The organism is Microcoleus sp. Z1_B2, from assembly GCF_036700325.1.
In the GTDB taxonomy this organism is placed as follows: Bacteria; Cyanobacteriota; Cyanobacteriia; order Cyanobacteriales; family Microcoleaceae; genus Microcoleus.
The window spans coordinates 13,093-39,200 of record NZ_JAUBOQ010000008.1 but is presented as its reverse complement, the minus strand read 5'-3'; the positions used below and the strand labels follow the sequence as shown (position 1 = coordinate 39,200).

At 45.4% G+C, this 26,108-nt stretch carries 30 protein-coding genes; 17 read left to right on the top strand and 13 right to left on the bottom strand.

Annotated elements, in window-relative coordinates; all coding sequences use genetic code 11:
- Positions 1-31: 31 nt before the first annotated feature.
- The gene (locus QT984_RS06470) at positions 32-406 is read left to right on the top strand and encodes an S-layer protein (protein ID WP_333054596.1); all 375 of its coding nucleotides are present in this window, start codon (positions 32-34) and stop codon (positions 404-406) included.
- An 81-nt stretch (positions 407-487) separates the two neighbouring features.
- Here the strand turns inward: QT984_RS06470 and QT984_RS06465 are convergent, their stop codons facing one another.
- From QT984_RS06465 to psbH, 4 genes are all read right to left on the bottom strand, one after another.
- The gene (locus tag QT984_RS06465; protein WP_332958583.1) at positions 488-754 is read right to left on the bottom strand and encodes a DUF3146 family protein; all 267 of its coding nucleotides are present in this window, start codon (positions 752-754) and stop codon (positions 488-490) included.
- Positions 751-1,413, bottom strand: a complete 663-nt coding sequence (gene pth / locus QT984_RS06460; protein ID WP_015176009.1) for an aminoacyl-tRNA hydrolase — start codon at positions 1,411-1,413, stop codon at positions 751-753. The genes QT984_RS06465 and pth overlap by 4 nt, the downstream gene beginning before the upstream one ends.
- Positions 1,414-1,674 carry a TatA/E family twin arginine-targeting protein translocase gene (locus tag QT984_RS06455; protein ID WP_333054595.1) on the bottom strand — a complete coding sequence of 87 codons (261 nt, stop codon included), beginning with the start codon at positions 1,672-1,674 and terminating at the stop codon, positions 1,414-1,416.
- A gap of 151 nt (positions 1,675-1,825) precedes the next feature.
- Positions 1,826-2,029, bottom strand: coding sequence for a photosystem II reaction center phosphoprotein PsbH (psbH, locus tag QT984_RS06450; RefSeq protein ID WP_015176007.1), 204 nt, complete (start codon positions 2,027-2,029; stop codon positions 1,826-1,828).
- Positions 2,030-2,241: 212 nt separating this feature from the next.
- Here psbH and psbN point away from each other — a divergent pair, with 212 nt between their 5' ends.
- The 5 genes from psbN to QT984_RS06425 all read left to right on the top strand — a co-directional run bounded on the left by psbN (position 2,242) and on the right by QT984_RS06425 (position 6,191).
- Positions 2,242-2,373, top strand: coding sequence for a photosystem II reaction center protein PsbN (gene psbN / locus QT984_RS06445; RefSeq protein WP_190742515.1), 132 nt, complete (start codon positions 2,242-2,244; stop codon positions 2,371-2,373).
- Between the two features lie 247 nt (positions 2,374-2,620).
- On the top strand, positions 2,621-3,721 hold the full coding sequence (gene aroC, locus QT984_RS06440; RefSeq protein ID WP_333054594.1) for a chorismate synthase: 1,101 nt from the start codon (positions 2,621-2,623) through the stop codon (positions 3,719-3,721).
- 1 nt (position 3,722) lies between these two features.
- Positions 3,723-4,634 carry an MBL fold metallo-hydrolase gene (locus tag QT984_RS06435; RefSeq protein WP_333054593.1) on the top strand — a complete coding sequence of 304 codons (912 nt, stop codon included), beginning with the start codon at positions 3,723-3,725 and terminating at the stop codon, positions 4,632-4,634.
- A gap of 413 nt (positions 4,635-5,047) precedes the next feature.
- On the top strand, positions 5,048-5,182 hold the full coding sequence (locus QT984_RS06430; protein WP_333211349.1) for a hypothetical protein: 135 nt from the start codon (positions 5,048-5,050) through the stop codon (positions 5,180-5,182).
- 85 nt (positions 5,183-5,267) lie between these two features.
- A complete protein-coding gene (locus QT984_RS06425) occupies positions 5,268-6,191 on the top strand; it encodes a hypothetical protein (RefSeq protein WP_333054592.1) in 924 nt (307 codons plus the stop codon).
- Here QT984_RS06425 and QT984_RS06420 read toward each other — a convergent pair.
- A complete protein-coding gene (locus QT984_RS06420; protein ID WP_333054591.1) occupies positions 6,188-6,364 on the bottom strand; it encodes a hypothetical protein in 177 nt (58 codons plus the stop codon). The two genes, QT984_RS06425 and QT984_RS06420, sit on opposite strands and share 4 nt — an antisense overlap.
- Positions 6,365-7,189: 825 nt before the next feature.
- Between QT984_RS06420 and QT984_RS06415 the strand changes: the two genes are divergently transcribed.
- From QT984_RS06415 to QT984_RS06405, 3 genes are all read left to right on the top strand, one after another.
- The gene (locus QT984_RS06415) at positions 7,190-7,801 is read left to right on the top strand and encodes a class II aldolase/adducin family protein (protein WP_333054590.1); all 612 of its coding nucleotides are present in this window, start codon (positions 7,190-7,192) and stop codon (positions 7,799-7,801) included.
- Between the two features lie 596 nt (positions 7,802-8,397).
- A complete protein-coding gene (locus QT984_RS06410) occupies positions 8,398-8,952 on the top strand; it encodes an Npun_F5560 family protein (RefSeq protein WP_333054589.1) in 555 nt (184 codons plus the stop codon).
- Entirely contained in the window at positions 8,945-9,595 is a 651-nt protein-coding gene (locus QT984_RS06405; protein WP_333054588.1) for a hypothetical protein, read from the top strand. The genes QT984_RS06410 and QT984_RS06405 overlap by 8 nt, the downstream gene beginning before the upstream one ends.
- Positions 9,596-9,639: 44 nt before the next feature.
- Here the strand turns inward: QT984_RS06405 and QT984_RS06400 are convergent, their stop codons facing one another.
- Positions 9,640-9,984 (bottom strand): STAS domain-containing protein, encoded by a 345-nt coding sequence (locus QT984_RS06400; RefSeq protein ID WP_333054586.1) that lies wholly within the window; start codon positions 9,982-9,984, stop codon positions 9,640-9,642.
- A 349-nt stretch (positions 9,985-10,333) separates the two neighbouring features.
- Between QT984_RS06400 and QT984_RS06395 the strand changes: the two genes are divergently transcribed.
- The 4 genes from QT984_RS06395 (at position 10,334) to QT984_RS06380 (ending at position 13,693) form a co-directional block, all read left to right on the top strand.
- A complete protein-coding gene (locus tag QT984_RS06395; protein WP_333054585.1) occupies positions 10,334-10,957 on the top strand; it encodes a DedA family protein in 624 nt (207 codons plus the stop codon).
- A gap of 271 nt (positions 10,958-11,228) precedes the next feature.
- On the top strand, positions 11,229-11,963 hold the full coding sequence (locus tag QT984_RS06390; protein WP_333054584.1) for a hypothetical protein: 735 nt from the start codon (positions 11,229-11,231) through the stop codon (positions 11,961-11,963).
- A gap of 253 nt (positions 11,964-12,216) precedes the next feature.
- On the top strand, positions 12,217-12,876 hold the full coding sequence (locus tag QT984_RS06385) for a Uma2 family endonuclease (protein WP_333054583.1): 660 nt from the start codon (positions 12,217-12,219) through the stop codon (positions 12,874-12,876).
- A gap of 418 nt (positions 12,877-13,294) precedes the next feature.
- Complete coding sequence (locus QT984_RS06380) at positions 13,295-13,693, top strand: hypothetical protein (RefSeq protein ID WP_333054582.1); 399 nt, start codon at positions 13,295-13,297, stop codon at positions 13,691-13,693.
- A 43-nt stretch (positions 13,694-13,736) separates the two neighbouring features.
- Here the strand turns inward: QT984_RS06380 and QT984_RS06375 are convergent, their stop codons facing one another.
- From QT984_RS06375 to QT984_RS06365, 3 genes are all read right to left on the bottom strand, one after another.
- A complete protein-coding gene (locus QT984_RS06375; protein WP_333054581.1) occupies positions 13,737-14,666 on the bottom strand; it encodes a type IV pilin-like G/H family protein in 930 nt (309 codons plus the stop codon).
- Between the two features lie 61 nt (positions 14,667-14,727).
- Complete coding sequence (locus QT984_RS06370) at positions 14,728-15,753, bottom strand: hypothetical protein (protein ID WP_333054580.1); 1,026 nt, start codon at positions 15,751-15,753, stop codon at positions 14,728-14,730.
- 116 nt (positions 15,754-15,869) lie between these two features.
- Positions 15,870-16,283 carry a hypothetical protein gene (locus QT984_RS06365; protein ID WP_333054579.1) on the bottom strand — a complete coding sequence of 138 codons (414 nt, stop codon included), beginning with the start codon at positions 16,281-16,283 and terminating at the stop codon, positions 15,870-15,872.
- Between the two features lie 258 nt (positions 16,284-16,541).
- On the opposite strand from QT984_RS06365, the gene QT984_RS06360 reads away from it, so the two are divergent.
- A complete protein-coding gene (locus QT984_RS06360) occupies positions 16,542-17,327 on the top strand; it encodes a pentapeptide repeat-containing protein (RefSeq protein WP_333373556.1) in 786 nt (261 codons plus the stop codon).
- Positions 17,328-17,738: 411 nt separating this feature from the next.
- Here QT984_RS06360 and purM read toward each other — a convergent pair whose 3' ends face one another.
- Complete coding sequence (purM, locus tag QT984_RS06355) at positions 17,739-18,764, bottom strand: phosphoribosylformylglycinamidine cyclo-ligase (RefSeq protein ID WP_333373553.1); 1,026 nt, start codon at positions 18,762-18,764, stop codon at positions 17,739-17,741.
- A 470-nt stretch (positions 18,765-19,234) separates the two neighbouring features.
- Between purM and QT984_RS06350 the strand changes: the two genes are divergently transcribed.
- The gene (locus tag QT984_RS06350) at positions 19,235-20,335 is read left to right on the top strand and encodes a septal ring lytic transglycosylase RlpA family protein (protein ID WP_333211375.1); all 1,101 of its coding nucleotides are present in this window, start codon (positions 19,235-19,237) and stop codon (positions 20,333-20,335) included.
- Between the two features lie 8 nt (positions 20,336-20,343).
- Here the strand turns inward: QT984_RS06350 and QT984_RS06345 are convergent, their stop codons facing one another.
- On the bottom strand, positions 20,344-20,475 hold the full coding sequence (locus QT984_RS06345; protein WP_333246377.1) for a hypothetical protein: 132 nt from the start codon (positions 20,473-20,475) through the stop codon (positions 20,344-20,346).
- 184 nt (positions 20,476-20,659) lie between these two features.
- Between QT984_RS06345 and QT984_RS06340 the strand changes: the two genes are divergently transcribed.
- Together QT984_RS06340 and QT984_RS06335 are read left to right on the top strand one after the other, a co-directional pair.
- Positions 20,660-22,276, top strand: coding sequence for a bifunctional pantoate--beta-alanine ligase/(d)CMP kinase (locus tag QT984_RS06340; protein ID WP_333211377.1), 1,617 nt, complete (start codon positions 20,660-20,662; stop codon positions 22,274-22,276).
- A 493-nt stretch (positions 22,277-22,769) separates the two neighbouring features.
- A complete protein-coding gene (locus QT984_RS06335; RefSeq protein WP_333054574.1) occupies positions 22,770-23,705 on the top strand; it encodes a polysaccharide deacetylase family protein in 936 nt (311 codons plus the stop codon).
- 515 nt (positions 23,706-24,220) lie between these two features.
- On the opposite strand, the gene QT984_RS06330 is transcribed toward QT984_RS06335, so the two are convergent.
- Positions 24,221-25,288, bottom strand: a complete 1,068-nt coding sequence (locus QT984_RS06330; RefSeq protein ID WP_333054573.1) for an FAD-dependent oxidoreductase — start codon at positions 25,286-25,288, stop codon at positions 24,221-24,223.
- A 64-nt stretch (positions 25,289-25,352) separates the two neighbouring features.
- Entirely contained in the window at positions 25,353-26,105 is a 753-nt protein-coding gene (locus QT984_RS06325; protein WP_333054572.1) for a class I SAM-dependent methyltransferase, read from the bottom strand.
- Positions 26,106-26,108: the final 3 nt, after the last annotated feature.

Here is a 26,108-nt window from a genome sequence, read left to right as displayed (position 1 = left end):
CCAAACAACTTATTACGAAATTGATAAACTTATGAAACTCAGCATCTTTGCCATTGCCACACTGTTAACTTATCCAGGTTTATTTGCTCCCGCACAGGCGCAAAATCCAGCACAAATAAAGCAAAATAATTCTTTAGTTCAAGTGCAGCAAACGCCAGAACAAATTATCAATGCTTGCGTGCAGAATCAGGCTGAAACTCTGCCCAATCCTTTTACCGATGTACCTTCCAATCACTGGGCTTACAAAGCTGTTTTGACAATGTATTATTGCGGGGCTTACCGAGAAGGGATGAACCCTGCTTTAATTAAAGAATCACTGGAATCTGGAGATACTACTAGAGAAAGTTTGCCTTCCCGATCGCCCTTTCCCAATTTCCCATTACAGCCTTTTCCCGTAATTAATTAAAGAATTACTGGAAGCGGGATATCCTACTACAGGAAGCTTTTATTCCCGATTACCTTTTCCGCATTTCCCATTACCAAGATTTTAAAACTCAGCCCGAACCGTAAACGAATAATCCCCGCCCGGTTCAAGCTGATAATCCCATTTTTCTAGAAAACGGTGCAGCGGTTCCTGAATCAATGCCCTACCCTGAGAAGGCTCAAGAATCAGTGTTTTTTCTGACGTGAAACGCCACTGAAACTGCCACTCAAAATTGCCGGCAGTGACTTCACCCTCAATCGTGCCTTTTTGCCAAGATTGGCCAGTAACCCGGACATATGCAGTTGTTTCAGGCAAACGTCTCGAACTCACCTTTTTGTTTCCGCGTTTGTTTCTGCAATTGTGCGACTATTGTAAAGGCTCATGGCTTTTTCTACTCCTTGGTGCAGACTTAGTTCCACAGCTTCTACAACCAGTTTAAGCACTTTCTCTACTAACTGACTTTCCTCTGAGGAAAATTTTCCTAACACGAAGGAAATCGTATCTTTCTCATTTTTAGCAGCATCGTTTTGAGGTTTGCCGATGCCAATCCGCAAGCGAGGAAATTTGTCTGTGCCCAAATGAGAAATTGTCGATTTCATGCCGTTGTGTCCGCCGGCCGAACCGGCAAGACGCATTCTCAATTTCCCGATCGGCAAATCCATATCATCGTATACTATTAATACCGACTCCGCAGGTATCTTGTACCAATCCGTCGCCGCCCGAATCGCTTGACCCGACAGATTCATGTAAGTTAGAGGTTTCAGCAAGCGGATTTTCTGTCCCCGCGGCCGGTTTCCCTCGCCAAATATGCCTTGAAATTTGCGATTTTCCGACAGAGAAATCTGCCAAGATTTAGCCAAGGCATCAACAGCATTAAAGCCGATGTTGTGTCGGGTGCGATCGTATTTAGGTTCGGGATTGCCCAACCCAACAATTAGCTGGGGAATCACTAACTCCGCTGGTGTTTCCGACTTCTGAGTGTTGTTCATTTAACTCTCTGTGCTATCTTCCTTGGGAGTAGCCGCCGTGAGTTTTTCAGTTGCCGGTTTGCTGCTAGTTGCTACTGCTTCTTCTAACTGCTTAGCTTCCCGCGTGAATTCCGACTCAAAATCCCGCGAAGCGTCTTGAAAGCCCCGAATTGCTTTCCCCATACTCCGACCGATTTCAGGTAATTTTTTCGGGCCAAATACCAATAGGGCGATCGTAAAAATAACGGCCATTTCGGGCAAACCAATGCCAAAAATATTCATGGTTTTTCTCCAGCAATTTGTTTAGTTACTTTTTGTTTATTTATGGCAAAAGTAATCGGAAAGGGTAAGGAAAAACGGGAAAACTTAGCTTTTGCCCTTTCTCCTCAACCCTCAGCTTTTACTTTTAGCCTTACTGTTTTGCGATCTAGTTTTAGCGGCCGAGACTCGACCAATCCATATCCACACTCTCCAGAATCAGAGAAGAGTTGTAGATTTGCAAAATAATCAACAAGAACACGAAAAACAGTCCAATGAACACGCTCATCAATAGCGTGGTTCCCCAGCCGGGGGCTACCTTGCCGTATTCCGAGTTAAGGGGTTTGAGTATATCTCCTAACCAAGTCCGTTGTGCCATAAGTCACCTGAAATGAATCTCTACAGAAAAGTTTGACATATTTCTACCGCTAATTGCGATCGCAATTTCTCAGAAATGCCACCGGGGGACTCGCAAAACGGGGAGTGGGGGCTGGCTGCCATACCGTACAGCGCCTAAAATCACGAGACTTTCAGACGGATTGTTATTTTTTGTAATATTATAGAGTGGAGCACTCATAATCGATCAAAAATATGGAACCTGCAGCAGTTCTTGGCATTTCACTGGGCGTGTGTCTGGTGGCTATCACCGGTTTCTCGATCTACACGGCTTTCGGCCCTCCCGCTAAGGAATTGAGAGATCCTTTTGAAGAACACGAAGACTAAAGAAGAAGGAAGGCACAACACGGATTCGGACACGGATACACGGATGAATTTAAGTGTGTTTCCAGATATCTCCTATTCTCGGTCTCTCCCTCTCTCCCTGGTAGATATTCTTCTAGGGGCGGGAAGGGAGTGATGCTGTGAGGCGATCGCCTGTCGTCGTCTACTCGTCAATGGTATATTTTTCATAAATACAGTAAATCTCTATTCCATTTAAGCTAAAAATTATTAGGTTTCAGGGCAAAGCATAATGGGCAATACCTTTGGGCATTTATTTCGGATATCGACATTTGGGGAATCTCACGGCGGCGGTGTGGGAGTAGTAATTGACGGGTGCCCGCCCCTGGTGTCGATCGACGCATCGTTCATTCAAGCCGAACTCGATCGCCGCCGCCCTGGTCAAAGCAAAATTACTACGCCCCGCAAAGAAGCAGATACCTGCGAAATTCTGTCGGGGGTGTTTGAAGGCAAAACTTTGGGAACGCCGATCGCAATTTTAGTCCGCAATCAAGACACTCGCCCCCAAGATTACGGCGAAATGGCGACAACTTACCGCCCTTCTCACGCTGATGCTACCTACGATGCTAAGTACGGAATTCGTAACTGGCAAGGCGGAGGTCGCAGTTCGGCGAGAGAGACAATAGGTAGAGTAGCAGCAGGGGCGATCGCCAAAAAAATTCTCCAACAAGCAGCAGGAGTAGAAATAGTCGGCTACGTCAAACGCATCAAAGACTTAGAATGTGTCGCCGACCCGGACACTGTTACCTTAGAACAAGTAGAAAGCAACATCGTTCGCTGTCCCGATGCCGAATGTGCCGAAAGAATGATTGAACTGATCGAAAAAGTTCGCGACAGCGGAGATTCGATCGGCGGTGTAGTCGAATGCGTCGCCCGCAATGTACCAAAAGGGCTGGGAATGCCCGTATTCGATAAACTCGAAGCCGACTTGGCCAAAGCCATCATGTCCTTGCCCGCCAGCAAAGGCTTTGAAATAGGTTCCGGGTTTGCCGGGACTCTGCTCAAGGGCAGCGAACATAATGATGAATACTATACTGATGATAAGGGTGTAATTCGTACAGTGACGAATCGCTCTGGCGGAATTCAGGGTGGCATTGCTAACGGCGAAAATATAATTTTGCGGGCGGCATTCAAGCCGACTGCGACAATTCGCCAGCAGCAGCGCACCGTTACCCGAGAAGGCGAAGAAACGCTGCTGGCTGCCAAGGGACGGCATGACCCTTGTGTTTTGCCAAGAGCTGTGCCAATGGTGGAAGCAATGGTAGCTTTAGTGTTGTGCGACCATCTGCTGCGCCATCACGGACAATGTGGAACCTTAAAGCCTGAATTTTAAAATGGAAATCAGCTTGTCCTCAGTAGCGGCAAATCCCCTTGATTGCCCTCAACCCTCCGAATCAATAAAAGGTATAGATGATTTTGTAGTACAGTTTTGGGGCGTGCGGGGCAGTGTTCCGACACCCGGACAGGAAACTGTTCGCTACGGCGGCAATACTTCTTGTTTGGAAATGCGAGTCGCTGGCAAACGCTTGATTTTTGACGGCGGAACAGGCTTGCGGATGCTGGGAGACCAGTTGGTGCAAGAAATGCCTGTGCAAGCTTATATGTTTTTTACTCACTATCACTGGGATCACATTCAAGGTTTCCCGCTGTTCGCCCCAGCTTTCATCCGCGGCAATAGCTTTGATATTTACGGCGCGACTCCGCCGGATGGAGATTGCATGAAAAGGCACTTCGTTGAACGGGTGCTCCACTCGAATTCGCCGGTGCCGCTGATGGGTTTGCAGGCAGATTTGAATTTCTACGAACTCAATCACAACCAGACGATGATGCTGGACGATATTGAGATTAGGACGGGTTCTCTGAATCACCCGAATACTGCTATGGGATATCGGGTGACTTGGCAGGGACGATCTGTGGTTTATTGTTCGGATACTGAGCATTTTCCCGATCGACTAGATGAGAATGTCTACAATTTAGCCCTCGACGCTGATGTGCTGATTTACGATGCGATGTACACAGACGAGGAATATCACAACCCCAAGTCTCCGAAGGTGGGTTGGGGACACTCGACTTGGCAGGAAGCGGTGAGAATGGCTAAGGAGGCGCGGGTGAAACGAGTGGTGATTTTTCACCACGATCCGGCTCACACAGACGATTTTCTCGATCGCATCGCCGAAGATGTGCAAATTGCTTTTCCGAAGGCTGTCATGGCCCGCGAGGGTCTGATTTTGCCGATCGGCTTCTGAAAAGTCGCCCTTGCCAGAGCGATCGAACCATCAACCGATCGAACCATAATTGTTATGTGAATATGTGGATCTGGGGCGAAACCAGCTCCACAATTTTTTTGAATACGCAGCAAACTCTTAAGTGCATGGTATAATTCTTGCTTGTTAAGTTTTTAGGCAGATTATTTAAGGTTTTTTTTATTCTTCAACCGCGTCCGCAAGACGCCAAGACGTAAGATAATTGGAGGATTGCCAAGGGTGAAAAGGAGACAGTTTTGAATGTCAACAAACACGGGGAGGCGAGGCTCTCGCACGCCTGAGTGCTAGTCTGAGGCCAGTAGACTTCCAGAAGCCTTGTTACAGATTAATTATTAAGGACAAAAACTGAAGTTATAGCTCGGATCAAATAAAAGCGCGATCGGTTTTTTGGGCTCATGAATATTGACAACTCTCAAAAGCTAATAGCTTTTAGGTACAAACTGAGAAAATTTTCAGCAGTCAATTTGACTAACCAGAAAGAAACGATCGCTCTGGCGTTTGGCAGTAGCTGCGGCAAGCGAATGTTATGACTTGACTATCAAAATGGGAAATTTACGTTTTAGATCTTCAGCACATCAATACAGATGGATTGCCCTAGGCAGTTTTGCTGTAATTATGGGTATTTCAGGCGCCCTGGCCTACCGCCTCGCCCCGCCCCCCGGATTCATGGCTCAAGGCACTCTCAGTTCTAATAATCCGCCAGTCAAATTTTCGACCACGGGCACGACAATTCTCAAGCAGGGAGAGCAACTCACCCCGGAGGTTCTCCTAGCAGATAATGTTGTCAAAGCAGTGGCAGATGCAGTTAAGCTGTCGCCCCAGCAAGTTCGACAAAATGCTATTGTCAAAATTTCTAAGCCGGAACAACCCCTAGAAATTGTGGTTGGGTATCGCTCGCTAGATCAGGAGCAAGCAATCAAAACGGCGGATATGTTGATGAAGGGCATGGTTGAAAAAAGCCGCCTGATTAACAGATATCGGTGGCAATCAGTCAATCAGTCACTCAACCAACGCTTGGCACAAGTCACTCAAGACCTGAAACAAGCTCAGCAAAAACTCGACCAATACGAAAGAGAGCGCGCTCGTCTGTTGCAGCAAATGAAGCTTCAGCAAGACTTTTACAACAAAACTCAGCTTGCAATGGCGGATACGCAAGCGTCGGAAAAAGAAATGGTTAGCAGTTTGGCCGCCGCTACAGTGCCGCAAATTGTGGCGACGCCTACGAGCGATCCGACAGTGCCTCTGATTTTGGGAATTGGCTTGCTGCTAGCAATTTTGGTCAGCCGCGGTTTGATTCCTTCTGTGGCGGATTGGAGGTACAAAGCAGCTTTTCAGCGAGAAGAGAGCGAAAGGCTCCAAAGTGCTTTGTACCGATTGATCAAAGAAGGCCGGGGCGAAATCACTCTGGTGCGGTTTGCGATGGAAACGCGGCTGTCGCCGGATGTCGCTCAGCGTTTTTTGAACCAACAAGCTGAAGTTTTTAATGCCAATTGCGAAATTAAAGACGACGGCAGCATCTTGTATCACTTCCACATTTAAAGGGCTGGGGGCGATCGCGCTTCCCAGAAAAATTTAGCCGATCGAGTCATCACTGCTCGATCGGCTTGTTTTTTTCTTAATCTGATATCTTGCACCATTGTCAGCAACAGGCTTTTCGGCCTGTTCCACAAAATATAAATTTTCTTGTGGAACAGGCCGAAAAGCCTGTTCATAAAAGACTAATGGAGAATGGTGCAACATCTCAGTTAATAGGACTTATATCAGGTTCGGTCGATCGACTATCCCCCTCTAGGTAGGCGCGGGTTTACCGGATCTATAACTTATACTACTACTACAGATTTTGGTGAACCCGCCGACGCGAGCTGGCGTTGCGGTGATTTTACGTGACATAATATTAGGCTCAACCCGGTTTCTTAGGTTGTAGGATGCCCCGGAGCTAAAAATTGCTCGATCGACAGAGGTGTTGAATAACGTAGAACACCCGAAGATTGTGCCAGTGCGTCCCAGACTGGCTAAAAAATATTTTTTTTGTGTTCCGCTTGCTTTTTTCTTAAATATATGTACACTTATAAAAAATAAGTAAATCTACGGTTGCTTTTTACCGGACTTACCGGATTAAGGGTACTTTATCCTTAAATATTTCTTAAGGTAGAGCTCAACTCAGTAGAAATGCTGTAGTATAGAACAATAAGCGATTCAGGGATGTTATGTAGTTTCACATCAGAAACTCGATCGGGCAAAAGCCTAGAATCAAACTCCCCGACTGAAAGGGTACATTTTCATATTGAACTTTTGTAATCACCTAGAGGCTAAATCATGATTTTTGGAATAATTGGTTCAACTTTCCTAGCTTACTTTTTGCTAATGTCGGTAGCTAATTACGGCGACACTGGAATGTAGATTAGTTAAGGCACTTATGCACGGAGACATAAGGCAGCAAGCAAAAAAAGCTGTTTGACAACTTCTTGACAAGTTCGATTAAGTCTCAGCTTCAGCCAACTCTGTCGTGTCACAGTAGTGTCCGATCAAACAAAAAAATGGATGAAGGAGTCGTTAAGTACCGTTGTGATTGGGAAGAGGCAGGCCCTGTAGCTGCCACCAACATAACAGATTTGATGGACTGGCGCGATCGGCTCCACTCTTGGGGATTAATTGGCGTCTACGAAAATGGCATAGGGTTTGGCAACGTCAGTGTCAGACTCGGTAATTCTTGCCAATTCGTGATTTCGGGAACCCAGACTGCACACTTGAGGAATCTGGGGCCAGAATCATACTGTACTGTTACCGAATTTAACTTAGAACAAAATTACCTTGGCTGCCGGGGGCCCGTACAAGCTTCGTCGGAGTCCCTAACTCACGCGGCCCTGTACCTTCAGAGAGAGGAGGTGGGCGGGATAATTCATGTCCACAATCCTAAGCTATGGCAGCAACTGCTGTTTAAGATTCCTACTACTAGAAAAGAAATACCTTACGGCACTCCCCAGATGGCCTTAGAAATGTTTAGACTTTTTGAGGAGGAGAATTTGGCCGATCGCAAAATTCTGGCGATGGCCGGTCACGAGGACGGCATTATCTGTTTTGGCGGCACCGTGGACGAAGCTGGCAAAGTGCTTTCGGCTGCGATTAATGAGATTGGAGTTGAGCGTTGATCTCTCGAACGGTTGATCCATCGCCTCGGTTGTGGTAAAGATCGAGCATCAAACTCTCGCAACCAGCTCAAAAATTGCCAAGTGCCTCTTGCCTCTGTGGTAATGGAAAGATATTCTAAATAGCAGATATATACTAGATTTAATCGTAAAAGCTGAGAGTCATTGTCAGTAACCCAGCCCTAAAGGGACTGAGCTTGGTCGCGACTGATTGAGCAAGCTGTACTGACCAGCCTAAGACTTTAGAGGTCTACGTTATTTGGGTCACGACACCGGAGAATGCGACGCTAGTTTTCCGCTCTGTCGCTTGTAGTTAAACAGCCTTAAGGTCACTGAGGCAGTGCTGCAAGCTTAACAAGCTCTTATAACATTGGCGAAGCGAACATTACCCCGAAAGGGAGCCGGAGATAACCATATCTCCACAGAGGGGTAATTATACCCCTCTACCCCTCGCCGGAGGGGAAAGCGGATTCAAGGCTGTGGTCACGCTCGCCCTTCGGCTTCGCTCAGGATAAACTCCGTCGAATGTATTGAAACCGCCCGTGTCGTTTACCTCTCAGGGCTAAAGCCTCTGAGTTTCCCACTTACCGAGCATTCTTATGAATCAAACTAAACTTGTAAGCTCAAAAGAACTGCAATCAGAGGTATCTCGTCTCACCGAAGAGCTGCAAATGCGCGACCAATTGGTGCAGCAGTTGTCTCAAGAACTTTTCCGGCTGGTGAAGGGCAATTCTAATTTTGTGCCGGCGCCGGAAGTTTCCGATCGCCACCAAGCTCAAATGCAGGCAATGCGGGAACAACTCCAAGCTGTTGAAGAACAGGTGGGTTTTTATCAGGAACAAATCGCCGAACGGGATGCTGAGGTTTACCAACTGCGGCAGTCGGTGCAAGAATTGACGGATCGCTCTCGGATGCTAGAACAGGTAGTGCAGGAATTGCCGGGGGTTTACCGCCAGAAGTTTGCCGAGCGGCTCGATCCGATTAAGGAAAAGTTGGATCAATTGCAAAAGGAAAACCGTCAGTTGCACACTGAGTTGCAAAGCGTAACTTACCGTCTCGCGGTGCGGAGCCGCAAGGCTAAGGGCCTGGATCTGCCGAGCGTCGATGAAACGGACGATCGGGGAATTCAAATGCCGAGCTTTGGCAATGTCTAAGGTTTTGATTGTGGCGGGTGGTGAGAAAGATTCGGCCGCAAGTCTCTCCGCGGCGATCGCTCAATCTGATCCTTTAACTGAAGTCAATATCTGTGGGGTTTCTGAACTCGATTCTGGCGAGATCGCTCCGGGTGGGGCGATCGTTTGTCCTTTGACGCTGGATGTGCCAGAAAATCTGGTTTTTCCTGCTCAAGATGTGTTTCGATTTTGTGGCAATGTTTCCGCAGCGCGCGATCGAGTGTCCCAGGAGTTGCTTTTTCCCGTCGGCGGTGGCAATTTTTGGCTGCCTGTGGTGTTGACGGCAAAGGGCCCACTGTATGCTGAGGCGATCGGTGGGGAACCTTCTAAGCAGTCTGGCGATTTGAGTTACTCTCAACCGGTGCATTTGTCGGATGTTTGGCGACAGCAGTTGTATGAGTTGGCTTACCGCTTGCTGAATCTTTTAAATGCGCCGCCAGCGACTTATTTGATGCAGTTCGGGTTTGTAGGGGAAAGGATTTGTTTCGATCGACTTTTGCCTTTTCCTGCTGCACCTGCGATCGCTTCTGTCGGCGTTCAAGTGCCGGATTTATTTCTTTGTCATTGGTATTGCTTGACAAATAAACCTATTTATGATATTGAGATTCACTCTGCGGTTGCTTGAAGTCTCTGGGAAACTTGAGATTTAAACTCGGTATCTCATTTTAATCAAGCAACTAAAGCCGGAGTTTCAGTGGAGATAACTTGCTCGAAACTGTCGAAGATTTCAAAGAGTTGGTCGAGTTGAGTAATTTCAAAAATTAGCTTGACTGTCGCTGAGAGGTTGCAGATGACGAGGCGGCATCCCCGGTGGCGGGCGGCGTTGAGTCCGCCGACTAAGGCGCAGATCCCGGAACTGTCGATGAAATCTACGGCAGCCATGTCTATTACCCAGAGTTTGTGGCGATCGGGCACAATCTCGGCTAGCTGTTGCTGGAGGAGGCTGCCGGCTTGGGAGTCGAGGCAGTTGTGAGGTTGAAGGACGATGGGTGGGTTGAAGTTGGGAGATTCCATAGCAGTTATCCTAGGATCGTAAAGTATGAATAAGTTAGTTTAGTTGCTGACTCTCTTAAGAGACTCAGGGGATTTCAGCGTATGTTTTAGGATTGGCGATCGCCCTTGTGGGAATCGGTGGGGAGAGCCGTTGTGATAAATTTAGGAGGAAAACTGGCTGGCGATCGCGCGGAACGCAACTGCAACAATTCTCTATTCATCTAGTATGCCTGAAAGCCTAATTTTTAGTTGGGCCAGCGATCGCGACAACAGTGTGTTTTTCATCACAGCGAAAGATTGCACTATTGGCTGAATCGAGCCAATATATAAATGTATTGAGCTTTGCAAAAGTTTACGAAGGCAGTATCGAATGTCTTTTGAGTTTTTATCGTTAGAGACTATTCAGCAGTTTGCGCGTGATTACGGCTACTGGGCAGTATTTCTGGGAATTTTGCTGGAAAATCTGGGAGTTCCTCTTCCAGGCGAGACTATTACGATTGCTGGCGGGTTTTTAGCTGGCAGTGGGGAACTGAATTACTGGTATGTACTCGGCAGTGCGATCGCTGGTGCTACATTGGGCGGGAATTTTGGTTATGCGATCGGCAGGTACGGCGGCTGGCCGCTGCTGCTGAAGCTGGGACAATTTTTCCGCTTTCGAGAAGAACAACTGTTTGACTTAAAAGAACAGTTTAGCAAAAATGCAGCTAAAGCCGTATTTTTGGGCCGTTTCATCGCATTGCTGCGAATTTTTGCTAGCCCCCTAGCAGGTATTGCAGAAATGCCTTTTTGGAAATTTTCGCTGTTCAATGTTCTGGGTGCTGCAAGCTGGGCATCTGTAATGGTAAGTTTATCCTACTTCTTGGGACAAGTTGTGTCTTTAGAGAAATTGGTAGCTTGGGCTGCTCAATTTGCGGTATTTGCTTTGCTGTTAGCAGTTGCTTGGATTGCAATTCCTATTTGGTTGGAGGCGCGGACTTTGGACAAGACTAAGTAAGATTGGTGGTTAGACTTTTTGCAAGAGTTCGGGATTTTCTGTTTTTAACCGCAGATAAAAGCAGATGCAATGTATTTTTGCAATAAGTCTATCTAATCATTCGTAGGTTGGGTTAAGCGAAGCGAAACCCAACTATCTAGCGAAACCCAACTTTCTGGGAACCTCAAGTTGGGTTTCGTTCCTCAACCCAACCTACAACTTTTTTCCTTTTAGTCAGTTCGCTAACATAGATTTATAATAGTAAAAATCAATTATATAATAGATAAGAACTATGGGATACACTACAATTTTTGACGGAACATTTCATTTAAATAAACGGTTATTAGACAGCGAAGCTATTTACTTATTAGAGTTTTCTCGCACTCGACGGATGAAGAGAAATTCGGCGATTTTGCAAAGTATTCCAGATCCGGCGAGAACAGCGGTGGGTTTGCCTGTGGGCGAAGAAGGCTGCTATTTTGTCAATGAAAAATGGGATGAAGACTCCGAAATTTCTGTTGTTAATTACAACCGCCCGCCGAAGACTCAGCCCGGATTGTGGTGTAACTGGATTCCTACTGCTGACGGCGGGGGGATTCAGTGGAGCGGCGCGGAAAAGTTTTATGATTATGTCGAATGGTTGCAGTATATTATCAACAATTTTATTGAACCTTGGGGTTATGTTTTGAGAGGCGAAGTGAATTGGCAAGGGGAAAGAGAAGAAGATGTGGGTATGATTTGGGTTGAGAATAATGTGATTATTTCGCCCGAGGGTGCAGAGGAATTGTTGAGGTATGCGGTGTCACCGGTATCGGTGCCAAAGTTTGTTTGGGATTGTTTCAAGACGATGGAAGCGACGGGATTTTCTTTGAGGGATTGGAAGGAGGTAATTGATAAAGCTGTGGAGTTGGGACACGGGGAAGCTGCACTGTGGATCAAGCCTAATTTTGACAAGTATTTTGATGGTATGGAGCGGGGTTTTGAGTTTGAAGGAGAGGTAATGGAAACACAAGATGAGGATTTGTGAGCTGTAGTTTCGATTCATGGAGGCTCAGAAACCGGGTTTTTTACGAAAAACTTCGTTAGAGCATCGCAGATTCGGGAAAAAACCCGGTTTCTTTGGTCCGAGTAATTAATTCGTAGGGTGCATCGCTGCGAGATTTTCGATATAACTTGCAGATTATAGATCCCGTGGCACCTTACTCGCCATCAGATTATAGGTACTACATACACAGGTCATATGCTATATAATTGTAAGTACGATCGTCCGAGGATGTACTATGACAACATCAATAGAAATTCGCGCCGAAGTAGTTGAAGACAAAGTTGAGGACAAAGTACAGATTTATTACTCTCCAGAAGAGTATTTAATGCTAGAAGAGGGGGCAGAATTTAGAAGTGAATATCAGGATGGCAGGATAATCCCTATGACAGGCGGAACACCAAATCACAATCAAATAGCTGGCAATTTTTATGGCACACTGAATTTTGCTACAAAAGGACAACCGTACCGAGTATTTATAAACGATTTGCGTTTGTGGATACCGTCGAAGCGGGTTTATACTTATCCTGATGTGATGTTGGTGGCGGGGAAGTTGGAGTTTGCTGAGGGTAGGAAAGATACGATTACTAATGCGGTGATGGTGGCTGAGGTTTTATCGGAATCGACGGCGGATTATGACAGAGGTGGCAAGTTTAAACTTTTTCGCACGATTCCTACTTTTCGAGAGTATGTTTTGATAGATCAATACGAGATGCACGTCGAACAGTTTGTTAAGACGGATGATAATAAGTGGGTTTTGTCTGAGTATGATGGTGCTGATGCGGTGTTGAGATTGAGTTGTGTGGAGTTTGAGATGCGGTTGGGTGATATTTACGATCGCGTGGATTTTGAATCTGAGTCTGAAGAGCGATCGCCCTCGAACAATTTGATTAAGTAATATTATGTTCGACCAATTTACCCTAGTTCTTGTAGGGGCGGGTTCACCAACAATACCTGCCAATAATTAACAATCTCAAAAACCCGCCCCGGCCGAGATATCGCCAGAGATCGACAGGATATAAGGATCGAATTAAGCGAGTAGATTCAAGTAGAATCCCGGAAGCATTATGAAATCTGATAAGTCGGCTATTACCTATAATATCGGTCAAAAATGGGCTGTGACCCTTTGCTGCGAAGCAGAAGAAAAACTGGAATAGAGAGTTGCAAAAATTATTGAGTATTTAGACAAAACTTATCTATTAAAGCAATGGGCAATATCTGATATTGAAGCTACGGGCAGTTACGGCAATTGCTGGACTGCGCGGTGTAATAATCTGGAAATATTTCAGGTATCTACTTCTGATTTGTTGGAGGTAATGAGGGAAGAAGGTCAAGTTATTGAGTTAGATGCTAGTTTGATAAAAGACGACGAGGAATTGTTTAAAATATTGATTAGAGATGGGGTTTCAATTGATTTACTTGGCAGCGGGGAGATGATGCCGCTGGCTGTTTTGGGGAAATATGTTTATGTTGACAAAGAACTGTTTATGTGGTATAGGACGTGGGAGCTATCGCACTTCAAAAAGCTCGATCGCCCTTTGTCAGAGAATGTTGAGAAAAAGAAGGGGGGAAGGAAAGCAGCTATGACTTTATTTGTGATTAGTCTTGGACGCGCCGGAGCCCCGAAACCGGGTTTTTTACGAAAATACTTCGTGACAGCCCGCAGATTTGGTAAAAACCCGGTTTCTTCGATCGGAGTGCGTAATGCCTGTTGATACTAAGTCAATTGCGGATATGCTATTGATTTTGAAGCAAGTTTCACCGCAGCACGTCTGAATAACCAGAAGGACATTGTATGTCGGGAGAATTAGTAGCTGTTGGTGTTCCAGGAAGCTCTTTTGATGGTTGATTGCTTTCGCAAAGTCTAGCTTGCGTAGATGTAGATTCGTCATTAGGGCTTTTAATTAAAGAAACTATACCTGTATAGTTTTTCAATCCATCTCTCTTGGCTAAACCGATTGCTTGCACCCAACGATTATCATTACTCAAGACAATGCTATACGAATAATTTTCTGTTTCTGACTTAATACCTATTCCCAATTTTTCTATACTAGATGAGAAAGTGGCATACTCAGCGTAAAAAGCTTGTTGTGCTCTATTCATTGCACTAACATACTGTTTGGCTTCTGACTGTCTCGCCTTGTTTTGTTGATTTTGGAGATTAACTACTTGAACATTAGCGGGAAGTGTCGTTTGCTCAGATATTTTCTGAAAAGTTTTTACATTGGAACTAAAAGAGGTCGGTCGAGATTCTCCTATATTATCTAATTCTAAACGCAACTTACCATCCGCTGTGAAATCAAAAATTGTCCTCGTGGTAATTTTACCTCCTACTAATATATCCAGGTCTTTTTGTTGAGGATTTACGTTAGTCTGATACTCCATTTCGGTAGCTGAAGTAGGCGTCTCCAAAATAAATAACTTCCCTTCCTGCGTAAAGATTAATGTTACAGACTGACCAGAAATTTGCCCTTGCCATTGACCTATCAATTGTTTAGCAACAGAAATCTCAGGAGTTGCAGTAGCTAAAGATGTTGACGTTGACGTTGACGTTGAAATTGAAGAAGTTTTAGGATTTAGTAAATTATATAATCCAAAGCCAGCTAAGCCTAACACTAAAGTTGAGCCAGCACCAATTAAAGCCCATTTCCAAGGCGCAAGATTAGAGTTGTTTTGAGGATTAGTCATAGTAATTACTTTGTGGTAGCTAGAGCATAAACTGCTGATTCAAGAGAAATTCAAGAATTAACTAAGGAGCAGACATAGTAAGAGTGTAATTGGTGTCTCTAGCTTTTGACCGCACAAGAACAATGTAATTACCTACTCTTAAGTTGCTTTTAATTATTCCTGGCTTTGAGTTAGAAGCAGATATATTTTCAAGTTGATATTGAATTACTCCTGTTCCATTCTTGTCTGAATATAAAACCATTTCCACTTCGCTATTAACGCCACCCAAAGACAGACTAATGCTGCTAGGATTTGCTAGTTGGAAACTGTAAAATTGCTCTCGATTATTTAAACTAATACTGCCATTTTTGGAGATGGTTTTTTCTTCTAAATAACCAACATTTTGGATTTGACTTGTATTATTAATGATTTGAAGTGAATATGGGGTGTCTCTAGCTTTCATTTTCACAACAATAATGTAGCTACCCACATTCAATTCTTGTTTGATTATTCCTGTTCTTGACTTAATAGCAGATGTGTTTTCAAGTTGATATTGAATTACTCCAGTGCCATCTTTGTCTGAATATAAAAACATTTCTACTTCGCTATTGACACCATCTAAAAACAAGCTTATATTACTGGGATTATCTATCTTAAAACGGTAACGGTTCTCTAGATTATTAGAAGTAACATTACCAGCGAATGGGCAAGAACGTTCCAAAGAACCAAGGTTTACGGTACTGCCATTTTGCTCTACTGTGCAGGGCTTCTCGTCAGCAGATAATTTTACTGGCGATGGCGATGGCGAAACTGGGACTGGAGTCTCCGGCGCAGGAGAAGAAGTGGATATCGGTGATGAAGAAGGAATAATATCTTGTTTAATAGGCTCAGATGAAGGAGGAAATTTGGGGGGGAACGGTGGTGCTGGAGTCACAACTTTAGCATCTTCCTCACATTTCAGAAAGCCAATATTCACGCCTTTCAAATTACATAGTAATTTATCTCCAAAAAGGAAGACTCCAAAACCAGTAATTGTGCCTAGAACCGCAACAACCGCTCCTATTGCTACCCAATGTACGCCACCACTACCGTTACTACCAGATGACATTAATAATTTCCTCTTCTACTAATAATTGTTGTTCAGTCACATTGCTTTCTAATAACTAGCCTGATGTTGTTGAGAGCGATATCAAGCTAGTACCCTTGCTTTTTGCCAAGTTTCACCTAATCATCTTTTATATTGAGATCCTTAAACCAAAAGCTATCCAATATATCATTTCCAAAAACCAATCCTGTGAGCGCCCAACTTCCATCGGTATAGCGCGAGAATTTAGCTTCGCCCGGTCCCGAAAAGTTTTTCTCCGTTATTGTGCCAAGAAAGTCTGTTTTAACTATTAAATTGGAAGCCTGTAATGTAGCTACAGCAGTATTGTCTGGATTTTCGCGTACTCCTAATATCTGAATTGTTCCACTTCGAGAAGATTTCCATTTATTAACCATTTTTTCTGCTTTACTTGCAGACAGGGATTTATCTTGTTTTATCAAGTCACAGCCAGTAGTTAAAGTAGACAATACTCCTACACTACCAATGTAAGATAAGGTAATTAAACTGAATGTTAGCAGTTTTTTACTTAACATGAAGCTTCCTATTAATTAATTATCAGCAATATTTGATCGAGGCTGGGATATTCTATGAGACTCCAACACAAACACTGTTTCTGTTGATTACATTCCATATTATCAAATCCACATCTGTCTTAAGAGTCAAAAAAGTAATATAAAAGTATTGGAAAAGTAGTATAAAAGTAATAACCAAGTCGATCGACCAAGTGGCTGGACTGTGGCGCTAGAATCTGGTATAGTGTGAGAGTTTTAGGTGTGAGGGGAGTTTAACATATGACCGTTGACGAAGCCATCGCGATCGCAGAAACAGCCCTCAACTACGATCGCCTAAACAAAATTCAAGAGATAGTGTTTCGTCAATCCTGGGAAGGACAGTCTTATAAAGAAATTGCAGCCAGCACAGAATATGAATATGATTATATCAAAGATGCTGGTGCTAAACTATGGAAACTACTTTCAAAAGCACTAGAAGAAAAAGTTAAAAAAGATAATCTCAAATCAGTCTTAAAGCGATACTTACGGCGAACTCAAGTGAATCTACAGCGAAATCTGACGATCGAAGTTAACCTCAGCGGTGCAAATCTGAGCGGAGCCAACTTAAGTGGAGCTAGATTATTCGCAAACTTAAATGAAGCTGATTATGTTCAAACTGATTTAGATAAAACAATAAATGCTGATAGTGAAACTGAATTATCTGGCTCAGAAAACGAAATTAACTGGAATGGTTTTCGCCTTAACTCCGACGCACAAGTGAAAATTGCCGAAATACTCGATCGCACTTCCACTCTCTTCATCCCCAACTCCCGACTCCGACTCACAACACCGGAAGGCAGACAAAACCAAGAAGCTGACTTTCTGATCTTCCACCAAAACAAGCTAGGGATACTGAAAATTGACAGTGGATCATCCCATCCAAACGCAACAGAAGATGAAATGTGCCAGCTTTTCATAGATTCTGGCATCAGTCTTGTCAAACATTACGATGCTACCCGATGCAGCGAACAACCCGATCTAGTTGTGCAGGAGTTTTTGGAAAATTTGAGTCAGGTACAAGCCTAATCAGGTGTTTTTTATTTAAACTGTGATACAAACATTACCTTGGCTTTTGATATTTTCTCACTTCAACAATTAACAATCCTTCATTTTATAGTCGATGTAATAAATAGTATAGCTGTTCAATTAATTTAAACCTTCTGGGTAAAATTTTACACTAATTCACGGAATTAGTTTTGAATTATACCGTATTTAAAGGCACAACAGCTTATTTCACTTTCATTTAAATTTGTAGCAACGAGTCATCTGTTGTGAATTCCTTTTTCTCTTTCTTCCTCTGTGTCCTCTGCGTCCTCTGCGGTTACTTTCATAATTATAAATTTAACCGCAGATATACACAGATGAAGGCAGGTTGAGATTGTCTGTTAACGCATAAAACAAAGCCAAGCAATCTTCACCCCCTGCGATTGATTCCTACTAATTATCCATGATCAATTCTCCTTTCCCCTCAATCACTTCCCCGATCGCCCAAGCACCAATTCCCTGAGACTCAAACCATTTAACAGCCTGTTCTACTTCCCTCGAATCGAGCAACAGCACAAACCCAATCCCCATATTAAAAGTATTGAACATATCTGCTGGGGCAACTTCGCCCGCTTCAGCAATCCACTGGAAAATGGGCAAATTTGGCCAGCTATTGCTGTCAATTTTCACAGATTGATTAACTCCCAAACAGCGGGGCAAATTTTCCGGCAAACCGCCGCCCGTAATGTGAGCCATGCCGTGAATTTCTAGACCGCTCTTAATTGCTTCGAGGACTGGTTTAACATAAATTGTAGTCGGAGTTAACAGCACTTCTCCTAAACTTTTGCCACCTAACTTTTCGGGTTGGGAATGCCAATCAAAACCCAGATCGCCCGCAATTTTTCTCACCAAACTAAAACCGTTGCTGTGCACGCCCGAACTTGCCAGCCCCACAGCCACATCTCCCACCTGCACCCGCGAACCGTCCAACAATTTGCTCTTTTCGACAATTCCCACACAAAAACCGGCCAAATCGTACTCACCCGCTTGGTAAAAACCGGGCATTTCTGCCGTTTCTCCTCCGAGTAAAGCACAGCCCGCTTGCTTGCAACCGTCAGCAATGCCGGCCACCACCGCAGCTAATTGTTCGGGATTTAACTTTCCCGTGGCTAAATAATCGAGAAAAAAGAGGGGTTCGGCCCCGGATGTCAGCACGTCGTTGACGCACATCGCCACCAAGTCGATACCTACCGTGTCGTGCCGATCGAGATTGTGGGCCAATTTTAACTTAGTCCCAACGCCGTCAGTACCCGAAACCATAATCGGCTCTTTTAAGCCCTCCGGGACGCTGAAAAACCCGCTAAACCCGCCGAATCCGCCCAAAACTCCCGATCGGTGCGTGCTCTTAACCATACTCCCGATGCGCGAGACAAAAGCTCTGCCCGCCTCAACATCCACACCTGCTTCTCGATAATCCATAAGTCCGCCAAATCGATTTCTTCTAATTTTTAGTTTATTCCCATAACAGTTGACAAACAGCTTTTTTAAGACTAGCCATTCGGCAGCCCACAAAATACACTAAAGTTTTGTAAAGTTTTGTAAAGTTTTCCGTAATGGCTGAAACGGCTGTAAGCCTTGGAACTAAAGGATTTTATGATAGAGGGTTTTGAGAAGATTTGATGAAGATTTGGTGAAAATCGCGATCCCAGCGATCCCCAAGCACAAAAGTTTGTGGTAGTCTGTTGCAGTTCGTGAACAAAACACAAATTGCGAATCGAGTATGAGTTGTCAAGTGTCAGGGAAGTTTGCGCCAATTTTTTTGGGGCGGAAGCATTAAAGCAAAAACGCACCCGGATACTTTGCTTTGACTCACGGGGGAATGGCGAAGGGCAAGAGAGAAATCCTTGACGCCCGCCGCCAAATGGCCAATCCTCCAATCTCGGTTGGCAATGGCTATTCACAAAAATGGACGTATGAAGGAAAAATTTGTTGGTGGTCTACTCGCTGTCCTGTTAGTTCCTATGGTAGGAACGGCATCCTCTTGTCACGCACAAGCCACAGGTGCCGACAACCAAAACTCTCAGGTTTCCGAGCAAGTAATTGCCACCCAACCGTCCCGGCAGTTAAACGCTACTCGGGTCGAAGCGCAAAAAGTCGGACAGTATCAGTATCAAGCAAGAGCTGAAATTGCCCGAGACTCGATCGCCAAAATTCAGCCCCACGACTTAGGCGGGCGACAAGCAGCGACAGTCTACGTGCGAAACATTCCAGTCATCACCTTTCTGAACGCCAATCCGGAAACAAACACCCCTTTGGGAGAAACTGGCAACAGCCAAGTCGGTGCTAGCAGTCCGTCAAAAGTAGCGGGCGCAAGAGAAAATCCCAAAGTCGGAAACATTGCCAGCAACTCTAGCAACCAAGAACCCGATCCAGTTTGGCGGGCATCAAGCTTAGCAGCAAGACTCAATCAGCTAGCCCGCAACAACATCGATCCCAACAGCATTACCGTTAAGTGGGAAAAAGGCGATCGCTACATTATCCAGGCAAACGGCGAGGACTTGGTAAAGATCAACGCCGAAACCATCCTCCCCGACACCACCAGCAACTTTAGCCGAGACGCCCTGCAAGCAACCAATCGCCTCCGGCGACTTCTGGGCAACGCCCCACCCCTGGAAGAAGTCGCAGGCAAACCCCAACCAGAACGCTCCGTGCTGTCTCTGGGCCCAGTTCAAGTGCGGCTTAGCGGCTGGGCTTCCTGGTACGGCCCGGGATTTGACGGCAACCTCAGCGCCAGCGGCGAACGTTTCAACCAAAATGATATGACCGCAGCCCACCCAAATTTGCCTTTTGGAACGAGAGTCATGGTGAGAAATCTCGACAACGGCCGCACTGTAGTCGTCCGCATTAATGACCGCGGCCCCTATGTGGGCGATCGGCTCATTGACTTGTCCGCCGGCGCCGCCAACGTGCTAGGAATGATCAGCAGTGGCGTAGCCAGAGTGGAAATCGAAGTGATCGAACCGCCGCAGCAAACAACTGGTGGACGCTGAACGGTAGTCTAAGGCAGAATACAAAACTTATCCGCAGTGTAGAAGGCAGAAAGTAGAATAAAACTGACATCTTGTACCATTGTCAACAACGGGCAAGATGCCCGTTCCACAAAGAATGAGTTTTCTTGTGGAACAGGCATCTTGCCTGTTCCTAAACAAGTAATTGAGAAGGGTGCAAGATGTGAGATAAAACTGACATCTTGCACTATTCTTTGTGGAACAGGCCGAAAAGCCTGTTCTTGACGGTGGTGCCAGATGTCAACTCGAACAAATTCTGACAAATAAACTCTGCATTCTGCCGAATGCCTTCAGGAGATTCTACCGGTGCGCCTGTTTACTACCATTGCAGCACTTCGCTGCTACTTAAATTTACAAAAGTCTGCTGCACCTCATTTGACAGTCGGTTTAGTGCCGACGATGGGAGCTTTGCACGCAGGACATCTGAGCTTGATCCAGCGGGCCAGGCAAGAAAATGCGATCGCCCTGGTCAGCATTTTTGTCAACCCGCTGCAATTTGGGCCGACAGAAGATTTTCAAGATTATCCTCGGAATTTCGAGCAAGACCGGCTGTTGTGCGAACAAGCAGGGATTGATGCCATATTTGCTCCCTCAGCAACGGAAATGTTCGGCCATCAAGCAGTCGATTCCCTACGGGATAGCTTCGCTTCACACACAGAAACAGAGAAAACCGCCCAAAAACAGATAGAGATTCACCTTTCATCCTTAACTCAAGTAGTGCCGCCACCGGCGATGACATCTGTTTTGTGCGGCAAAGCAAGGCCCGGTCATTTTCAAGGCGTCGCGGCAATTGTTACTAAACTTTTGAGTTTGGTGCAGCCGACAAAAGCTTATTTCGGTCAAAAAGACGCCCAGCAGCTAGCAATTATTCGGAAGCTGGTCTTTGATTTTAACTTGCCTGTAGAGATTGTCGCTTGTCCGATCGTCCGCGAAGAGTCGGGACTGGCAATGAGTTCTCGCAATCAGTATTTAACAGCAGAGCAAAAACAGCAAGCCTCCGTACTCTACCGCGCCCTGCAACAAGCCTCGAAAACTTTTTCTTCAGGCGACCGCACCGCAGCAGCAGCACTCGCCGCAGCCCACGCAGCAGTCGCAGGAGAGCCCGCAGTCAAGCTCGAATACGCCGAACTCGTCGATCCCCACACTTTGACGCCCTTGCAGGTTGTGGAAACAGCCGGACTTTTAGCCGTGGCCGCCAGAGTTGGCTCTACTCGTTTGATTGACAATATAATTCTCAGGAACCGCCGGCCCATTGTGGCGATCGACGGCCCGGCGGGAGCAGGCAAATCTACCGTAACTCGCCTTGCAGCAACAGCTTTAAACTTGTTTTATCTGGATACCGGCGCGATGTATCGGGCGCTGACTTGGCTGGCCTTGAAAACAGACACGCCGATTTCCGACGAATGCGCGATCGCCGAATTAATCAGTTCCAGTTATTTAGAATACAACCTCGATCCCGCATCAAAGATGTTGAAGATTAACGGCGAAGACGTAACCGAGGCAATTCGCAGTTTGGAAGTGACATCCCGCGTCTCGGAAATGGCGGCAATTCCCGCCGTGCGGCAGTTTCTGCTGGAGGAACAGCGGCGCTGCGGCACAAAAGGCGGAATTATAGCAGAAGGCCGCGATATCGGCACTAACGTGTTTCCCGATGCGGAAGTGAAGATTTTTTTGACGGCTTCGGTACAAGAGCGATCGCGCCGGCGGCTGTTAGAACTTAAAGATAGCGATCGGGCTAATATTAGCTTGGCCCAATTGGAACAAGACATCGCCTTGCGGGACGAAAAAGACAGCACCCGCGAGGTTGCACCTTTGCGTAAAGCGGCAGATGCTGTGGAAATTCAAACAGACAATCTGACTGTTGCTGAAGTTATTGATCGGATTGTCGGCTTGTACAAAGAGAGAACTGGCCCTAAAAATTAATTTTAGGAGTGGCGGGCGGGCGATCGCCCTCATATCAAATTTGGTTAAACTCACATCTTGCACTATTCTCGCTTAACAGGCTTTTCGGCCTGTTCCACAAAGACTAGATTTTCTTGTGGAACAGGCCGAAAAGCCTGTTCCTAAAAAGCTTATTGACAATAGTGCAACATCTGACGTTAAACCAACTTGCAGTGTCAGGTAGGGACGCGGGTCGAAGCCAGCCCAGTCCCTAAGAATATCGTGCCATTAATCCGATTTGAGCGCCGTCCCCCTAGCTGGGGAAAAAGTTCACCCATCCCGCGTTTTCATGGATTAGGGCATTTCTGGCACACAAATCTTAAATTTTTTTATCCGGGCGGACTTCCCCACGATCGGTTATTTCCAGTAGCATTTTTACGGACTGTCCAATTTAAGATTATCCTCTTAAGTGGATTAACTTGATACCAACATAAAATCTCAAATTAACTGTACAAGGTGTGAAGGAGACAATGACGTGACAAAATTGAAACTGCTGTGGAGGCGGCGAAAAACTTTAATAGTTGCTTTTATGGCAGCAACAGGAAGTTTTTTGCTGGGTGTGACATGGCCGATTAACTTGCGGGCCAATCAGCCATTGCAACCGATTCAGGCGCAAGTCTTGGCCGTATCCCAGTCGCCAGAACAACCGCCGATGTCCAATATTAATAAGTTCTCCGAGGCGATCGCCCGTCGAGTTGAATTTTCCCAAAATACTCTAACCCAATTGCAAGCAATCCGATTTCAATCAGCCGTACCGGATCAGTTTCAAGGTACAACCCTTCGTCACGCGAAACTCGACTCCCAGCGCAAGGCGATCGCCCTGACATTTGACGACGGCCCCTGGCCGAAAACAACTACACAAATCCTAGATATTCTCAAGGAAAATAATATTAAGGCTACATTCTTCTGGGTAGGAAAATACCTAAAAAATTCTCCCGAAATAGGCCAACAGGTCGCAGCCGCCGGTCACGCGATCGGCAATCACACTTGGAACCATCAATACCTTCAGTATAACGAAGACGGTGCCGCTCGCGAGATCGATCGCACTTCATCCTTAATTGAGGACTTGACCGGCATCCAAACATCGATGTTCCGCCCGCCAGGAGGCATTTTAAACAATGGATTGACAGCTTATGCTCAAAAGAAAAATTATGCAGTTGTGATGTGGTCTGCTGATTCTTTTGATTGGCGCACCCTTACGGAATCTTTGATAGACAACGTGATGAGGCAGGCAAATTCGGGCGGCATTGTGCTGATGCACGACGGCGGCGGCAATCGAGCAAGAACTGTAAAAGCTTTGCCTGATATTATTGCTCGATTGAGAAATGAAGGGTACAGTTTCGTAACAGTTCCCGAGTTATTGCAGATGCAAGAACAAGACTTACAACAACAGGAAACAGCACAAAAGTAACAATTTGGAAAAGTGGGATTTTACACCATTTCCCCCTTTTTTTGTATGTCGATAGATTAATTTTTCAGAACTCTAGCGGAACGAAGAAGGAAGAAGTAGTAACTGCGGCCGATTACCAGCGACGTTCTTGACTGCTGAAATCATTGCATTTCCCTTCTTCCTTCTTCCCTCTTCCTTTTTCCTTCTTCCTGACATCCGTTACATCCGTCGAGCGAATCCGTTGCCGAACTTCCTTATTCCTTCTTCCTGACCGAAAGCATCCAGGATACAATCCCCCGGATTCATCCGTGGAGAAATAAAAAACCTGTATCCGATGAAACTTGCCGAACGTATTTATCTCGCGCAAGTCAATGCTTCAATCGAAAATCGAAAATCGAAAATCGAAAATCGATTGACCTCCGTTATTCATGCCGGACGGTATTATCATGTTCGAGGGCAAGGTAATCTTCGGGGCTAAACCCAGACGGGATGGCCATAGCGTTAGAGGCAAAATTGATACCTTAATTGTAGCCATATTACCAATTTAGGCTTGAATCTAACGGCAAATCCTGCAACTGAGAATTCACCCAATTAGCTGCCGCCCAACCAGATCGCAAAGCACCCTCTATTTGACCTTCCCCGCACAAATCCCCCGCACAAACCAGTGGCAAATTCCCATCAGCCACCAAACAAGAAACAGGCAAAGGATTTCGACAAAAAGCATAGCGCCAGCGGTGAACCTGCAACCATTCCGGCTGTTTCAGCCAAGGGATTAAATATTCAGAAGTGCGATCGAGCAATTCTTGACCGACTGTTGGCAAATCGGCCGATTCTAGATGGCGATCGGCAAAATTTGCGCTGCTGTGAACCACAAACACCGGCAGCCGCGGATCGAGCCGTTTGCTGCTATCTAAACCAACCCAAGCTAAATCAGAATTATCGGGAAAAGAAACAGATTTCCACTGCAGATTTAGATTACTTAAATCTTGCTGTTTTGCCGCAGGATAGCCAGCCATAACCGTAATGCAAGGCTCGTACTCCACAGAACGCAATTTGTCAAGAAAATCAGATTGAAAACCGATTTCCGAACTCAAAAACATTAAAGCTTGAGGTGCAGGAATTGCCACAACCACAGCCTTAGCAATCAATTCTTGAGGTATCTCTAAATTGCTGTCAGTGACTTCTAGGGAAAGACGCCACCTTTGGTTATCTGTAGTAGAAATAGCTTGTACGCGGCGGCCAAACCAAATCTCTAAATCCTGGGCCAGATACTTACCGATAGCATTCATACCCGCAGGTGCGACATAACAACAGCGAGGAATAGCAGAAAGTTTTCCCTGTCTGAATTCCCAGACAGTATCAGTCCAGAGTTTGAGGATGTGGCGATCGACCAAAACCTCAATTAACCCCTGCACCGCATCCCCCTGCGGTTCCAGATACCGCGCCCCGTGATCTGCCCTAGCACCCTGTACGCGGCGGGTAGCAACACGCCCCCCCGCCCCGCGAGATTTCTCAACAACAGCCACAGAATAACCAGCTTGACGCAACCGTTGAGCGCAACTCAGCCCCGCCATACCCGCACCAATCACCGCAACATCGAACATAATGGGACTTTCAGATACATTACTTACCGGACTTTTTCTAGGAAATAAGCCTTAAGATGATTTCTTAACTTGCAGTTAATTTGCGATAGCAACGAGCGGTGATTAAATGAGGATGAAAAACCTCCATAAAATTAGACTGAAGTTTAGTAAAAAATGTGTTCATCTCTTGCTTATCTTCTAAATGAAAAGGAAATTCTTGATTAAAACCTTTAAAGAAATACCAGTTAAGGATAATCTTCCCTGACGGAGCCAGCATTTTGTGAAAATCCATCAATTGCTGACTTGGCTTTAGTAAATGTTCCATTACATCAAAACAAATAATCGAATCGAAAACTTCCGTCGGCGATACTTCCAGACAACAGGAAATTTTCTCACTCAATCCTAACTTAGCAGCTCGGCTTTGAACAAAATTGCAATTTATGGGGTTAAGATCGCAATAGACTACTTGTTCTACTTGAGGACAAAGAGCTGCTGCAATAGCATGAGTGCCAATACCGCCGCCAAAATCTAAAACTCGACCGGCAGCCATATCTGATATTAATGTTAAAGTACCTCCTATGTAATCCTGATTGGACATATGCCAAGCTCCGAGGTCAAATAGGTAAGCTTGGCCGACTCGATCGCGATAAAACTCGCTAGCTTTTTCCCAATCAAAATCCCGATGGCCTATTTCTTTTAGGGATTGTTGACCGACAGCGAGCTCTTGTTCAATTGTTTCTAAATCTAAATTTAAAAAATCCTGTAAATGCTGCTTGAGATTGAAAGTATCTTGCCAATATCCCTGCAAAAAAGACGGTGCGACAGAAGAAGACATCATTTA